Origin of the sequence: Candidatus Enterococcus moelleringii (assembly GCF_017377575.1) — a bacterium.
Lineage (GTDB): Bacteria > Bacillota > Bacilli > Lactobacillales > Enterococcaceae > Enterococcus_A > Enterococcus_A moelleringii.
In genome coordinates this window covers 1-14,562 of sequence record NZ_JAFREM010000048.1, presented here as the reverse complement: position 1 = coordinate 14,562, position 14,562 = coordinate 1, and the positions used below count along the sequence as shown (strand labels likewise).

Below are 14,562 nucleotides of genomic sequence, written 5' to 3'. Positions count from 1 at the left end.
TATGTTTTACATAAAATTAGCCCTCAACAACTTACGGAAAAATCAGCGGGCTTACCTGCCGTTTTTAATCTCCATGATTTTCTTGGTAGTGGTGACCACTATGACCCAAGTCATCGTCAACAATCCTGGAATGCGCACATTGCCGGATAGTCAAACCGCGATGATGATGTTCAATTTAGGAAATATCATTTTGCTGATTTTTGCGGTGATTTTCTCGATTTATACCAATAGTTTTTTGCTGAAGCAACGGAAAAAAGAAATCGGTTTGTACAATGTTTTAGGTTTAGGCAAGCGAGAGCTTTACATCCTAATGTTTTGGGAAAACTTGTTTAGCTTTATTCTGGTTTTGGTTGCTGGAATCATCAGCGGGATTATTTTTGGCCGCTTAGGATTTCTAATTTTGAAAAAGATGCTGGGTATTGGTGAAGCATTTGAATTCACCCTAGCACTGGATGGCACGGTGATGGTGGCTTTGTTCTACGCCTTGGTTTTCCTATTGCTGTTTATCATCAATTGTCTGCAAATTAGCAGAACGAATCCAATTCAACTCTTGTATGGCAGCAAGTCCGGAGAAAAAGAACCGAAGAGCCGCTGGATTATGTCGATTATCGGGATCATTTGCTTAGCGGCCGGCTATATCTTTGCTGTAAAAATTCAATCGCCAATTGAGGCGCTGACGTATTTCTTTGTAGCGATTATCTTGGTTATTATCGGAACCTACAGCTTGTTCATTTCCGGCAGTATCACTTTGCTGAAGCAGCTGAAGAAACGGAAAAGCTACTATTATCAGCCGAATCATTTTATCTCCGTTTCCAATATGATCTACCGCATGAAGCAAAACGCGGCAGGCCTGGCCAGCATTTGTATTTTATCCACGATGGTGATCGTCACATTGACCACCACTGGGAGTCTGTACTTTGGCCAACAAAATATGGTGGATTCTCGTTTTACCCATGATATTAGTGTTAGTTCAGATCTGCCCATTGCGGAGATGGAAGAAAGTGCGTTGGCGACGGCTGAAGAGCAAGGCGTATCACTGGAAAATATGCAAATCTTAGAAATGTCGCAGCAGCTTTCTTTTGTCCGACAGGAGGATTCGTCTAAGTTTAAGCTGGAGGATCATTTGACGGTGGATGTTTTGCCGCTAATTTCATTGATGAGCTTTATGACACTGGATGAATATAATCGGCTGGCTGGAAAACAGGAGCAGCTGACTGATAATGAGGTAATCATTTTCGAAGAAAGCGGCGATGCACCAGCTAAAACTATATCGCTGCAGGATCAAAGCTTCGAAATTAAAGAGAAGGTCAGTGAGTTTGTTGGTCTGCAGAAGCAAAATAACTTAAGCGACATGTTCATAGTCGTTTTAAAGGATCAAACAATACTTGATGGCTTACTGGATAAATGGTTGACTACACCGGAACAAGAAGCGGAGCTGCGGGCACCGGTTTATAATATGGATTTTAATATCGCTGCCTCACCAGCAAAACGCATCGCCTTTGCTGATATATTAGAGCAAAGCTTTGCGCAACAGTTTGAAGCGGGAACCTACCGGATGGGTTCAAAGGACAAGTATGCTCGGGATAATCGAACGTTTGCTAGCGGCTTTTTATTTCTAGGTGCGATTTTCGGGGTCACCTTTACCCTGGCTACAGCTTTAATTATCTACTACAAACAAGTTTCGGAAGGTATGGACGATCAAGAACGTTTTGAAATCTTGCAAAAAGTTGGGATGAGTCATCGTGATGTGAAAAAGGTCATCCACAAGCAAGTATTAATGGTCTTCTTATTTCCGCTAATTATTGCGGTTATCCATTTGGCTTTTGCCTTTCGGATTATTTGTAAGCTGCTCATCATGTTCGGCCTGACGAATTGGCATATTACTTTAGTGGTAGCACTAGTAGTTGTCTTGATCTTTGCTTTCTTGTACTTTTTAGTCTATCAACTAACCGCTCGCAGCTATTACCAAATTGTTGAGCGGGACCACCAATAAAATAGAAGAGGTAAGAAGACTTGAGTAATTCTCCGTCTTCTTACCTTTTTTGTTGTTGAAATTTTTAAAGACAGCAACCGGGGTAACTTACATAGTAAACGGTATCAATAGTTTTAAAAATCCGCACAATTCCTAGTCACAATAATTTCAAAAATTTTCAGAAAAATTAGCCGTTGCACGGAATTTGATGGCCGCAGGATGTGTATAAGTTAAAATTAAATGGGCAATAAACTAAAATTATTCTCTTTTAACCCTCATTACAGCGCTCTTAAAAAGACGCTAAAAAGTCTTTTGACTTGCGATGGCAAATCTCTCATGTTTTTTCTTTTGATTAATGAGTTCTTTAACTAGTTTTAGTTAGAATGCTTCTCATAATACCTTTTTTCGGGTTTACTTGCAAAAAGTAAGCCTATTTCGTCTGTGATAACGTCATACTAAATTGAAAGTGGCGAGTTTATTAGAATTTAAGTGATATATATAGTGCTATATTATAAATGTTATAGTTATTTTATCATCTGGCGAAAACAGGCTTGCTCACTGTAAAACAATGAGAAAACCGCAGTTTTGACAGAAATATTCTGTGAGCGCCTTTCTTGCTAGACGTCTTTTTTAAAGGTAGAGTCATAAGTGGGAGCTCTTATTTTATTGTAACTAACTTGTTCAATCAATAACGAACTGTCAATTATTTATTACGCAATATAATTTGCAGCCCAATAAAAAAATCGAAATGGAGTGATTGAAATGTCCAAAGCGGAAAAAGGTATGACACTGGGTGCCTTAGTCATGATGATCTTTACCTCAGTTTTCGGGTTTGCCAATGGGCCGGTGGCCTTTTACTTGATGGGCTATGGATCAATCGTCTTCTACGTCGTTGCAGCGATTTTATTCTTCATCCCGTTTGCATTGATGATGGCGGAGTTTGGTTCGACTATCAAGGGCGAAAACAGCGGTATGTACAAATGGTTGGAAGTTAGTGTGGGACCACGATTTGCCTTTATCGGTACCTTTATGTGGTTTGCTTCTTATGTTGTCTGGATGGTATCAACTTCTTCGAAAGTATGGATTCCATTTACTACAGCATTTGCCGGCAGTGACCAAACGCAAAAACTTGGTTTGTTTGGTTTAAATTCCACACAAATGGTTGGTTTACTAGCCTGTCTATGGATGGTTATCGTAACGGTGGTTTCTATTAAAGGGATCAAGGGAATCGTAAAAATCACCAGTCTTGGTGGGATTGCGGTAACAAGCTTGAACGTCGTATTAATTATTATTTCTGGTATTATTTTGGTGATCAATGGCGGCCAATTGGCACAACCATTCGAACAAATTTTACATTCACCAAACCCTAGCTACCAAAGCCCAATCGGCTTACTAGGTTTCGCAGTATTTGCGATCTTCGCTTACGGTGGGATCGAAGCTGTTGGGGGCATGGTTGATAAAACCCGCAACCCAGAGAAAACTTTCCCTAAAGGTGTCGTTTTCTCAGCGATTGTTATTTCCATCGGTTATGCGCTAGGGATCTTCCTATGGGGTGTAAGTACTAACTGGGATGCCGTTCTTTCTGGCGATTCTACAAACCTTGGTAACATCAGCTATGTAATGATGAACAACTTAGGGGTTGAGTTCGGGAATGCAATCGGCATGAGTCAATCAGCAGCCATCAGCATGGGTAACTGGTTCGCTCGTTACACTGGTTTAGGTATGTTCTTAGCTTACAGTGGTGCTTTCTTTACCTTAACTTATTCACCATTGAAGACCTTGATCATGGGAACACCGAAGAAATTATGGCCAAAGAAATTTACGGAATTGAACGCAAACGGCATGCCTTCTTATGCAATGTGGGCACAATGTGCGTTAGTGGTTGCGATCATTTTAATCGCATCATTTGCGACACCAGATCCATCTGCCTTCTACAACATTTTAACGTTAATGGCAAACGTATCAATGACTTTACCATACTTGTTCTTGATCTATGCATTTCCTAAATTCAAACAAAAAAATATGCCTCAAACCTTTGAAGTATATAAAACAAAAAGCATGACCATGATCGTCAGTGTTGTTGTCTTCTTACTAGTATTGGGCGCTAACATCTTCACGATTTTCCAACCAATCATCGAAGGTGCCGGCATACGTGATACCTTGTGGATGATTGCCGGACCAATCGGCTTCACGATTGTCGGTATGATCTTGTATTCAAACTACACTCGTCGCGAAAAAGAATAAATTACGGACTCAGCAGTGAAAGCTGCTAGGTTCTTAATATATAATAGGCATAGGAGCATATCCTATGCCTACTTTTTTTGCTGAAATTGAAAAACTAAGCCAATGGTGGCGTGCCTTCTGCGTTTCCAACGATGGCATCCATCTGGATCAGCGCACCTTTTGGTAATTCACCAACGCCCACGACTCTGCGAGCAGGTGTGCCTTCTGGGAAGAATGTTTGATACACTTCATTGACTGCATCCATGTCAGCCAAATCTTTAACGAAAATATTGATCTTCACAGTATCTTCCATTAAGTGATCGACACTTTCAATCACGGCTTTGATATTTTTCAAGCATCGTTCCGTTTGCGCTTTTACGCCGCCGGATACAATATCGTCCGTGTTTGGTGCAATCGGCAATTGGGCCGCTAGGTTATTGTAATGAGAAAAAGCAACCGTTTGGGTAGCCATTGGACATTTCCAAGCATCCTTTGTATTGTTCGCTTCTAGAATTAAGCCGTGACGATCTTCAACTGCCTGCGGTGGTGTGCCGTCGCCATAAGAAACCACTGCTTCGATTTGAACGTCTGCGCCCATTGGTAAATCACTGGCAACTGCAACTGTTCGAGCGGGTACATAATTTACCGTTCTGGCAATCGCTGAATCCGGAAAGAAGGTTTTGTACACTTCGTCAACCGCTTTCATTTGACTTAAGTCTTTTACAAAAATCGTGATTTTAACAATGTCATCCACTGGAACATCCACACTAGTCAAAATGGCTTTAATATTTTTCAAACATTGGGCCGTTTGTACTTTAATGTCACCAGCGACTACCCGACCCGATTCTGGATCAATCGGTAATTGAGCCGAAAGATTGGTGTAGTGAGAAAATGCCACGATTTGACTAGACAATGCGTCCGCCGGTGCGTTTTCAGTATGGTTCGTTAGCTTGATCAAGTCGCCAGCTTGTGGAGCATCAGGAATAGTTCCTTCGCCATTTGAAAGCAGCGCTTCAACTTGAACTAAGGCATCTAATGGTAATGCGTCAACTGCCACAACCGTTCGTGTTGGAAGATAGCCAGCAAAATAGTTTTTGTAAACCGCGTCAACTGCATCCAAATCTCTTAAATCCTTTACGAAAATAGTTAAGCGCACCACATCGCTCATCACGTGATCAATACTTTGAACGATGGCAGCTACGTTTTTAAAGGCTTGCTCCGCTTGTTCTTTGATTCCGCCAGCTGCTAATTCACCCGTTTGCGGATCAATCGGCAATTGGGCAGAAAGATTGTTGTAATGAGAAAAAGCAACGGACTGTGAAGCGAATTTGTCGATTGGTGCCTCTTGAGTGTTTCTTGCTAATACTGCATTGTCTTTAGTCATAAATGGTTCCTTTCTTGAAGCGAAATAATTTTTGTCATAAAAGAGATATTAAAGGATAAAGCACCAGATGTCAACGCTTACATTAAAGTTTTTTTATTTAACCTGGAAAAATAAAAAATCTCACCAAAATTTGAGTGAGATTGCTAACAATTTAAGGACAGTTGGGGATGTCACTGTAAAATGTCATTCACACTAGAATGTTTGTCGCCGACATTACTTACTGAGATATAATCGGCAAAGCTCACGGCGAGTTTTTCGCCGAAATCAAACCAGCCGCAATGATAGTAAGAGATCGAAGTGACAGCAATAGATTATATATAATAGAAGAAACAAGGCAGGCGACGAGAAATTCTCATTGCCTGCTTGTTTAAATCTCCCAAAAGTCTTCAATTTCTTTTAAAATTTCATCAGCCGGCAAAATCGTTGCTTCGACAATGGTCTTACCGGTTTTCTTCAAATAATGTTCAATCATGTAATAACCACAAGCATAACCAGCACAGAAAGGCAGACCGACCGGGAAATAATTGCTCATTTCAGCAATTTCATCTCCATAAAGGTAAGCAGTCAAATTCTCCATACCAGAAACGTCAAGGGCATCCTTGATCAGCGGCTTGATATACTCATTTAAAGTTGCCAGGTCCACCTTGCTAACCCAAGGCCCCAACTTATCTTTGCCATAAAGTGAAGTGGCAAAATTTTCCGCTAAACCTTCACTCACCATCATCTCTGCTAAAGTGATATCGTTGCGCCACTCAATAAATTGAAAGCGGACATTGTGGTTGCATTCATGGGCTAGAGCAGCCGGCATGCGATCTAGCGTAAAGGTATTCGGCGAAATCGCCCCAAAAATATACCCTGGAATCCCGCCATCACCAGAATAACCATCACTTAAAATGGTATAAGGACTCTCAGGGTCAGCTAGCAAAATAGTGTACAAGTACTCCTTCACTGGCAAATCAATCCCAACTTCTTCAAACCGATGTAGACTCTCCTCTATTGCTTGCTGGCAAGTTTGCCAAAAATCATCATTTGATAGCAGCTTTACACTGTCCTGTTGGCTTTCGTCAATTTGGGCAGGTGCCAAATAACCTAACATACTACTAGCCATTACGACATCATAGCCATTTTCTTCCTTTGCCTTTAAGGGAACGTGATAGCAAGCCCACTTTTTCTCAAAAGGCTTCATCAGCTCGTAGCGAAAAAGATCGTTGCGCTTTTGCAGGGGGGAGTCAATCATTTTTTGATAGACTTGATCGGAACGAATCGCTTGAATTTGCATGTTTCTCATCTCCTTTTCGATACTTTTACTATAGTGGTTTACGCCGCGTGAAGGTCAAGCAATATTTTTAGTAAATTATCGCAAAATAATCTTTGTCATTTAACCTTTTACTGCTATGATAAATATTAAGGAAGTGAGCATTTGAACATAGAAAATTTATTTACAGTGGAAACTCTGATCTCCAATATTATCGTTTTTATCGTAGCGGTTTTGTTAACCAATTGGTGGCACAAGCGTAAGAAAACCAGCCAGCCAGAACCAGTTAAAAGAACGACACGCCAGGCATCCTTTGAGACGCCGATCGACACATTGAGAACTTATCGAGACGACACCAAGCGATTTGGTTTCGCCTATTTGGAAAAACACACGCCAGCAATTATTGAAAAATTGATGTTAAATCGCCAAAGACCTTCTGCCGGTATCGATGAAGAGGCGATCGATGAAGTGATTGCTGCTTTGAAGGACTTTCAAAAGCAGTTCAAGCAAGTGGGCTTTGATAAAAATGAGCAGGAAAAGTGCAAAATCATGGTGCTGAATTACGTGAATAAGACCCTGATTCGCTGGAAGCAGCTGTCGGAAAATGGGTAACAGGAAGAAACGGTGCATGGGTGCTGTTTCTTTTTTGGGATTAGGATTAAAAACGTTTTCTACATTTTGAGAAATGCGGTATGATAAAGTAGTAATAAACGATGCGAATCAATAACTTGATGACGATTAGAGGAGGAATTTCTTTGTTTAACAAATTATTCAAAAAGAAAAGTCCAGTGAAGGTGTACCAACCGGTATCGGGAACCGTGGTATCGCTGCAAGAAGTAGCCGATGAAGTGTTTTCCAGTGAAATGATGGGAATAGGCTTCGCAGTTCAGCCGGATTCTAATGAGATTGTCTCACCAATTGACGGAACAATTGAAAGTGTTTTTCCAACTAAGCACGCCTTAACGATTAAAGGGGACAAAGGGCTGGAGATTCTGATCCACATCGGAACCGACACTGTTGAGCTAAAGGGAGAAGGGTTTGAGATTTTAGTCCAAGCCGGCGACAAGGTAACTGCTCAACAAAAAATCGCCACGGTTGATTTTGTTTCTATTAAAGAAGCTGGTAAAGGCACAGATGTCATGGTGGTCTTCCCTAGTTTGGACAAAGGGGAAAAAGGCAAATTCGATTTGTCGAATCAAGGTGACTTAGTCGCTGAATTATAATAGAAGGAAGACGGTCAGAGATGGCTGTCTTTTTTTGTTCACAAATGAAAGCGAGAATAAACTAATATATATTTTTTGATTACTGTTCTTCCTTCTGAAAGTCTATGGTAAAATCATAGAAGAACAGTAATATAATATGTTACCTCGTTTATATTATGATGTTTCTTTCAGGGGGTTGGGTAGGAGGAAAGCCACATGAAAATAGATGATTCTCAAAAACAAAATGAAGCGTTTGTTGGATGGAGGATTATAGATTTTTTGACTGAAGAGAACGATGATTACTTAGTTTTAAAAAAAGAAAAACCAATTGATCAGGTAGACGATAAAGAAAAAGACTTTCTAGAGATAGGTCGACGAATTAATTGGAATTTGCAAAAACTAAATTATCGAGATGAATACCTTTTTGAAAAATACAGAATAGATGAAGAGGATTTAGATAAAATTTTATTTGGTGAACAAAATGAGGTGTTGAAGGAGATATCGATAATAATAGATCAAGATTTGATAAATGAAGTCAACGCTCGCAGAAAAGAATATTATTCTGCCAGTCTTTATCGAATCATTAAAAGAGGGAAGCATTTTGAAAATAAGGAATTTTACAAGAATCTGCGAGCATACTGGAATATGCGTCAAGAAGAACTTGCCAAAAAATTGAATGTAAAAGTGACGACAATTCGTCGTTGGGAACAAGGGGTAGGCCCTGCTTCAGGCTCTTCACAAATCATTTTGACTTTACTCATTCCGGTAGAAGTTCGGCTAAAATTATTAGGGAAAGAGACTGAGCCGCATCAGATTGAACAAGTACGATTACTGAATGATTTGGCGAATGTAGAAATAGATGAGATTGCTGAAGAGTTAGCTTCTTATAAACTTGGGGATCAGTAGAAATTCTTCATGATACTTTTAGGGAAGTAAATGAAATGGAATAATGGAGGGGTGAAAGTGAAGATAAAAACACGCAAACAAGGAAACTCTATTACGGTAACTGTCCCGAAAGAATTCAATATTGATGAGGATATGACGATGGAAGCAAAGCTATTTCCTACCGGTATTTTTTATGAATTCATCAAATCCGAGGATGATTTTTTGGATTTCGATACTGAAGTTTTACACGAGCTGGTTAGCCAAGGTGTAACCGGAGAAGATTTAGTTAACAAATTTTCGCAGCGAAAGAAAGAAGTCTCAAAAGCGCTCCAAAAATTAAGTGTAGAGACTATGAGCGAACCGATAATGACACGAACAGAACTTGAGAAAGAAATAAACAAGGAGTGTTCACCGCAATAATTGATCAAAAAACTGCTGTTGAGCCCAAAATACTCAGCAGCAGTTTTTCATTTATATTAATGTAATTTATTCTGTCCCGCTTGAATTTCCTGCAGCAATTTATTTTGTTTGCGAACATCCAGATGAAGGCCAACATAATAGGCAACAGCACCGATGATATAAATAATCGTAAAGGATCGGAAGGCATCGAAATAACCGGATTCGTGGATTTCTTCAAAAAAGCTGCTAATCCAGATCGTTAAAAATACCAGCAGCATGGCAGCCACATACTGAAGCAGGATCATTGCCAATGGAGACAAGCGTTCCAGCATCGGATGGGTATAAAGAATACTTACCGCAATCACGGTACAGATAAACTTGAATAGCAACCGGGAAAATTCTTCACCGCTGCCAGAAAGTACCGCATCAAACAGGCTGGTGCCTAAAGAGATAATCGTATAGCTGACAGAAATTACCAACAGCATTTCTTTTAAACGGGCTTTAGTCATGCAAAATTCCTCGTACTTTCGTTAAGTAGTTTTGAAACGGCTTGCGATAATAACGGCTGATCACTAACTCCTCTTGGTTAGTCAACACCACTTTCAGCCGCATGTTGGGTTCGGATTTCACTTTGTGGATATGCTGAATATTGACGATGTTGGCTTTGCTGATGCGGCAAAAGCCATGCTGGGACAAAGCCGTTTCGAGAAAAGACAAGCTGCCTTGGATTTGATAGACCTGCTCCTTTAAGTACGCAAAGGTTTTTTTGTCGACAGTATCGATATAGTAAATTTCCTCCAGCTTCAGCAGAATCTGCTGGCCATCCTCCAGACCATAAAGTTGCGGCGTGGCTCCTTCCAGCAATTGGCACACTTTTTCGATTTCCACAGTCATCTCTCGGTAATAGATTTCTGCTCGGTCTTCTTCAAGGGTTTTCTCTTGAAATAGTTTGATCCGCATAAGTCAGCTCCAATGGTTAATTTGATAAAAATTGCATAACGGCTGTTTCGTATTCTTCCTTTTGGTCAAAAATGCCTTTGATATGTTCGGTATTGATGGTGACAAGTTCTTTATCGGCAGAAGCCACATTGTCATATAAGGCCACCACTTTTTCCGGCGAACAAATGTCATCCTGAGCGCTGTTAATGACCAAGGTTTTGACTTCATTATATTTTTGTTGCTCCGTGATTTCAACATCTTTAAAGGTAAAGCCGTGATTTAGCTTCATATATAAATTCCCGCAAGCAATGATATAAGGTAGGGGAATGTCTTCGGTATCCTCCATTTCTTGCCAAACGCCCACGAACATTTCTTCCATACTGTACACCGGCGAGTCCATGATAATGGCATCCGTATGCTCGGCCGCATGCTCCGTTGCTGCGTACATTCCGGCAGTGGCACCACCCATGGATTGACCGTGAACCACGATTTTTTTATTGTTAGTTATCTCTTCAGCGTAGTCAACAATGGCACTGACATCAAATCGTTCCAAATAGCCGAAAGTTACCAAAGGACTTTCGTTATCGCCGTGGCCTCGGGTGTCAAAGGATAGTACATTCCAGCCGTTTTCTAAATACATCTCAGCCAAAGGCGAAACAAACACGTGGTCGCCGCCTGCACCATGGATCAAGATCGCGGTATCCTTATTCTCATTATCGTCCGTGCTGAAAAAAGTAACCGGAACAGTATTGCCATCTTCGGCTTCCAGATTAAAATCTTTGCCAGAGTATTTGGCATTGAAAGCTTCTAAGTCGTAGCCCCATTCTTCCAACTGCACAAGACTGTTGTTTTTCGTATCATTTCCGTCGTTTTGATAAAATAAGCCTTCGACTACCAGTTTGCCAAAATAATAACTAGCTCCGAGACCCGCAATGACGATGCTGCCCATCAAAATACTTACTCCGATGATTAATTTCTTTTTGATTGATTTTTTCATTTTGTGTTCCTCCAATCCTTCTTTTGCTTTGCTTCTAAAATCATCATAAGGAATCTTGTTAGGAGTTTCTACCACTTTTTCCTTTGTTGCACTTTAGAGGGACTGAGTTGCACTGGTTGGTTGACGGGTCAGAAAAAATGAATCGAAGGGATTTTCGTTCATGTATGTGCCTTTACAATCACGTTTAGATTGTTTATCATTTTAGGTGAAGATTGGTGCAAGGGATTTTTTATGAGGAGGAACGTGTAAGATGAGTATCGCAAAGAAAAGAATCATTTTAGTAACCTTTGTTGTCTTGTTCGCAGGACCTATTTTGTTTATGTCGTGGGGCATGCTGTCGCCTGTTTATGGAAATTTGATTCTGGGTAGCGTTCTGGGCATGATGGCAGCATTGATTCTTTTCAAAAAATACTACTTCCTTTCCACCATGGTTTCGAGAGACAGGAATGAATTATCGGCTGTTGAAATCAAGTGTGGTAAATTCGCTGGCTATGTATGTGTGGCTATTTCCCTAATATTCTTCATTCTGGCGCTTTTTAGCTAAAAAACGACAAATTTGTCGTCAAACATTAAGGAACACGTAAGAAAAGCAGTATATTTGGGTTTAAGGCCTAGATAGGTATACATATCTGCTTAATGGGTGTATATTAATAGATGTAGTAGATTTGTTCAGTTAAAACAAAGAGTCATTTCATTCGTATGGGTGTTGTCATTCTTCATTTTTAGCAACAAGATATTGCAAAAAATTATATGTGCATAAGCACTAGGAGGATACACAATATGAATACAGGTACAGTGAAATGGTTTAATGCAGACAAAGGTTTTGGTTTTATTACTCAAGATAACGGACAAGATGTGTTCGCACACTTCTCAGCTATCCAAGGTGACGGCTTCAAAACTTTAGACGAAGGTCAAGCAGTGACTTTCGACGTTGAAGAAGGCCAACGCGGCTTACAAGCAACTAACATCTTCAAAAACTAATTTAAACTAGTCAGAAGCGATCCAAAAAGTTTTGGGTCGCTTCTTTTTTTCAAAATTGCCACACGTTGTTACACCGATGCTTTAGACAAAGAAAAGGGGCTATTCTCAATGGGATTCAATGGATGGAGACAAACCGTACCTTCAGAAAAAAGCAAAGATTTTAGTGAGGGACAAGAAGTATTTTTCACTCATAAAAAAGTGATGCGCAGCGGCGAAGTAGCAGTTTTATTGGTCAATTCAGCGATTATCAATCTGAAAGACTTGCCTAATGAAAAGGCTCAAAACGAAAAAACCGTCATTAGTTATGGCAAATTAACCACTAACTAAGGCATTTAAAAAAATCTTAGCAATCTTTCAGTCTTCGGCTGGTAAATTGCTAAGGTTTTTTGTTTGCTCTTTTAAAAGAAAATTAGTGCCAGCTGTTTGTGTAAAAAGACAGATAGATAGTTAAATACAAAAAAAATCTTTTATAAATAAAATTTTCTGAATATTCCAACTTTGTTTATGCTAAACTAGTAATTGGTACCATAAAAAATGAGGGGGTAACAAAATGAGCAAAACAGCGGTAATAACAGGAGGATCACGGGGAATCGGCAATGCTATGTCACGGAAATTAGGCGAGATGGGCTATAACGTCGTCATCAATTATGTTAGTGACAGCTCCAAAGTTATCTCGGAAGACCTGGCGAAAGACATCGAGGAAAAATATGGTGTGGGTACGTTGGTGGTTCGAGCGGACGTCAGCAAGTATGAAGATTGCGAAGCGTTAGTGAAGGCAGCTATTGATAAATTTGGTGAAAAGATCGATGTTCTGGTTAATAATGCCGGAATTACTAACAATTGCAATTTTATCGATATTACGAAAGAGCAGTATACAGCGGTTATCAATACGAACTTGATGAGCTTATTGCACATGTGTCACCTGACCCTGCCTCACATGGTGGATCATGATTCGTGCATTATCAACACCTCATCAATCGGTGGGTTAATCGGTGTAGAAAACCAAGCCGACTACTGTGCAGCGAAGAGCGGCGTCTTGGGATTGACCCGTGCACTGGCGCTGGAATATGCTGGACGTAAAGTGCGAGTCAATGCCATTGCACCAGGAATGATTATGAGTGACATGCTTAAAGGTGTAAATCAAGATGAATTGAATGCTTTGGCATCAGGAATTCCATTAGGCAAAATTGGAGATGTTTCGGATATTTCTGGTTGTATGGAATATATTATTAGCGCACCTTATTTAACTGGTCAGACTATTTCGCCAAATGGCGGATTTGTAATGCCTTAAAAAGAACAGATGTAATTTTATGGTTGGAAATGACCTTAGCGATTATTCAGTTTTATGCTGAATTATTGCTAAGGTTTTTTTGACAGTAAAGAAAGTATAAAAAATATAGAGTCAAGAAGGCTGTAACACCAGTCTTCTTGACCCTTTTCATTTTTTTTGAACTAGTAAAATAATCCTATGAAAGCAAATATCCTCGAAGCAACCTTTTTCGACGAATACCACAATTGGGATAATTTTGTTGCTACTCATGGACGCCGGATTCGACCAATTGTCAAGCGAGAAGTAAACAAATTCAGTTATTGTGGAGATATTCGAAAAGGATACCGCTTGTTTGTCTGCGAAGGATGCCATACCACAAAGTTTGTTCCTTTAAAATGTCGTGGAAAGTTTTGTCCCACTTGAACAATAGGCGAAAGCCAGCAGAATCAGCCGGTATTCGGTAAATCATTGAAAGAAGCGATCGCGGTTCCGGAAATGGCTGCCATTTTTAATCTTAGTGAAGAGGATATTGACTCTGATTATCCGATTCAATTAGTCTCCACTGGATTGCCTTGTACAATAATTCCGTTAAAATCCGTTGATGCAGTGACCTTTATGTTCGGGTCATTATGCCAGATGCCGGTATCACAGAAGATCCAGCGACTGGCAGTGCCAATGGCAATTTGGCCGCCTATCTGCTGAAGTACAATTATTTTGGGAAAAATCAGCTTCAATACAACCTTCGGCAGGGGATCGAAATCAATCGTCCTTCCTTGCTTCACATTGAGGCATCCTTAATCAAAGATACTTATGAAATTTATGTTGGCGGCAATGTTCATTTAGTTGCCAAAGGTGAATGGGCATGATCCGCCCTCTGTAGTGCCTAAAGCTCTTGTTTTCAAGGGCTTATTTGTTTTCGATTAAAGTTGTTCTTAGTAAAGCAACTCCCATCACCGTTTCTTCTTCGGTTTTTTCTTCCCGGGTTTCTTCTTCCCAGGTTTCTTTTTATCTAGCGCCTTCTTGATTTTTTTCGCTTCTTTTTCTTCCGCCCATTG

At 40.1% G+C, this 14,562-nt stretch carries 15 protein-coding genes and 2 pseudogenes; 12 read left to right on the top strand and 5 right to left on the bottom strand.

All coding sequences use genetic code 11. The features are described from left to right. The first annotated feature begins 1 nt into the window (after position 1). Complete coding sequence (locus JZO70_RS21855) at positions 2–1,993, top strand: ABC transporter permease (protein ID WP_207675822.1); 1,992 nt, start codon at positions 2–4, stop codon at positions 1,991–1,993. Between the two features lie 741 nt (positions 1,994–2,734). Next, positions 2,735–4,216 (top strand): glutamate/gamma-aminobutyrate family transporter YjeM, encoded by a 1,482-nt coding sequence (yjeM, locus tag JZO70_RS21850; protein WP_207675821.1) that lies wholly within the window; start codon positions 2,735–2,737, stop codon positions 4,214–4,216. Between the two features lie 94 nt (positions 4,217–4,310). Here the strand turns inward: yjeM and JZO70_RS21845 are convergent, their stop codons facing one another. Both JZO70_RS21845 and JZO70_RS21840 read right to left on the bottom strand, forming a co-directional pair. Beyond that, complete coding sequence (locus JZO70_RS21845) at positions 4,311–5,579, bottom strand: RidA family protein (RefSeq protein WP_207675820.1); 1,269 nt, start codon at positions 5,577–5,579, stop codon at positions 4,311–4,313. Between the two features lie 367 nt (positions 5,580–5,946). Continuing rightward, positions 5,947–6,858: a DUF2268 domain-containing putative Zn-dependent protease gene (locus JZO70_RS21840; protein WP_207675819.1), complete on the bottom strand. Its 912-nt coding sequence runs from the start codon at positions 6,856–6,858 to the stop codon at positions 5,947–5,949. Positions 6,859–6,999: 141 nt separating this feature from the next. Between JZO70_RS21840 and JZO70_RS21835 the strand changes: the two genes are divergently transcribed. The 4 genes from JZO70_RS21835 to JZO70_RS21820 all read left to right on the top strand — a co-directional run bounded on the left by JZO70_RS21835 (position 7,000) and on the right by JZO70_RS21820 (position 9,341). Continuing rightward, complete coding sequence (locus JZO70_RS21835; protein ID WP_207675818.1) at positions 7,000–7,446, top strand: hypothetical protein; 447 nt, start codon at positions 7,000–7,002, stop codon at positions 7,444–7,446. Between the two features lie 143 nt (positions 7,447–7,589). After that, positions 7,590–8,057 (top strand): PTS sugar transporter subunit IIA, encoded by a 468-nt coding sequence (locus tag JZO70_RS21830; RefSeq protein ID WP_207675817.1) that lies wholly within the window; start codon positions 7,590–7,592, stop codon positions 8,055–8,057. A gap of 195 nt (positions 8,058–8,252) precedes the next feature. Further along, positions 8,253–8,942, top strand: coding sequence for a helix-turn-helix domain-containing protein (locus JZO70_RS21825; RefSeq protein ID WP_207675816.1), 690 nt, complete (start codon positions 8,253–8,255; stop codon positions 8,940–8,942). 57 nt (positions 8,943–8,999) lie between these two features. Beyond that, on the top strand, positions 9,000–9,341 hold the full coding sequence (locus tag JZO70_RS21820; protein WP_207675815.1) for a toxin-antitoxin system: 342 nt from the start codon (positions 9,000–9,002) through the stop codon (positions 9,339–9,341). Positions 9,342–9,397: 56 nt separating this feature from the next. Here JZO70_RS21820 and JZO70_RS21815 read toward each other — a convergent pair whose 3' ends face one another. The 3 genes from JZO70_RS21815 to JZO70_RS21805 are packed head-to-tail and all read right to left on the bottom strand — an operon-like array spanning position 9,398 to position 11,256. Then, a complete protein-coding gene (locus tag JZO70_RS21815; RefSeq protein WP_207675814.1) occupies positions 9,398–9,829 on the bottom strand; it encodes a DUF6608 family protein in 432 nt (143 codons plus the stop codon). After that, positions 9,822–10,280 carry a LytTR family DNA-binding domain-containing protein gene (locus JZO70_RS21810; protein WP_207675813.1) on the bottom strand — a complete coding sequence of 153 codons (459 nt, stop codon included), beginning with the start codon at positions 10,278–10,280 and terminating at the stop codon, positions 9,822–9,824. Before JZO70_RS21810 ends, JZO70_RS21815 begins: the two co-directional genes overlap by 8 nt. A 16-nt stretch (positions 10,281–10,296) precedes the next feature. Then, positions 10,297–11,256: an alpha/beta hydrolase gene (locus tag JZO70_RS21805; RefSeq protein WP_207675812.1), complete on the bottom strand. Its 960-nt coding sequence runs from the start codon at positions 11,254–11,256 to the stop codon at positions 10,297–10,299. A 250-nt stretch (positions 11,257–11,506) separates the two neighbouring features. Between JZO70_RS21805 and JZO70_RS21800 the strand changes: the two genes are divergently transcribed. The 6 genes and pseudogenes from JZO70_RS21800 to JZO70_RS21775 all read left to right on the top strand — a co-directional run. Further along, positions 11,507–11,800, top strand: a complete 294-nt coding sequence (locus JZO70_RS21800; protein ID WP_207675811.1) for a hypothetical protein — start codon at positions 11,507–11,509, stop codon at positions 11,798–11,800. A gap of 236 nt (positions 11,801–12,036) precedes the next feature. Beyond that, a complete protein-coding gene (locus tag JZO70_RS21795; protein WP_207675810.1) occupies positions 12,037–12,237 on the top strand; it encodes a cold-shock protein in 201 nt (66 codons plus the stop codon). 108 nt (positions 12,238–12,345) lie between these two features. After that, on the top strand, positions 12,346–12,564 hold the full coding sequence (locus tag JZO70_RS21790; RefSeq protein WP_207675809.1) for a hypothetical protein: 219 nt from the start codon (positions 12,346–12,348) through the stop codon (positions 12,562–12,564). 223 nt (positions 12,565–12,787) lie between these two features. Continuing rightward, the gene (locus JZO70_RS21785) at positions 12,788–13,528 is read left to right on the top strand and encodes an SDR family NAD(P)-dependent oxidoreductase (protein WP_207675808.1); all 741 of its coding nucleotides are present in this window, start codon (positions 12,788–12,790) and stop codon (positions 13,526–13,528) included. Positions 13,529–13,705: 177 nt separating this feature from the next. After that, positions 13,706–13,927 (top strand): annotated as a pseudogene (locus JZO70_RS21780) (transposase zinc-binding domain-containing protein); the annotation flags it as partial. A 200-nt stretch (positions 13,928–14,127) separates the two neighbouring features. Next, positions 14,128–14,373 (top strand): annotated as a pseudogene (locus tag JZO70_RS21775) (PhzF family phenazine biosynthesis protein); the annotation flags it as partial. Positions 14,374–14,562: the final 189 nt, after the last annotated feature.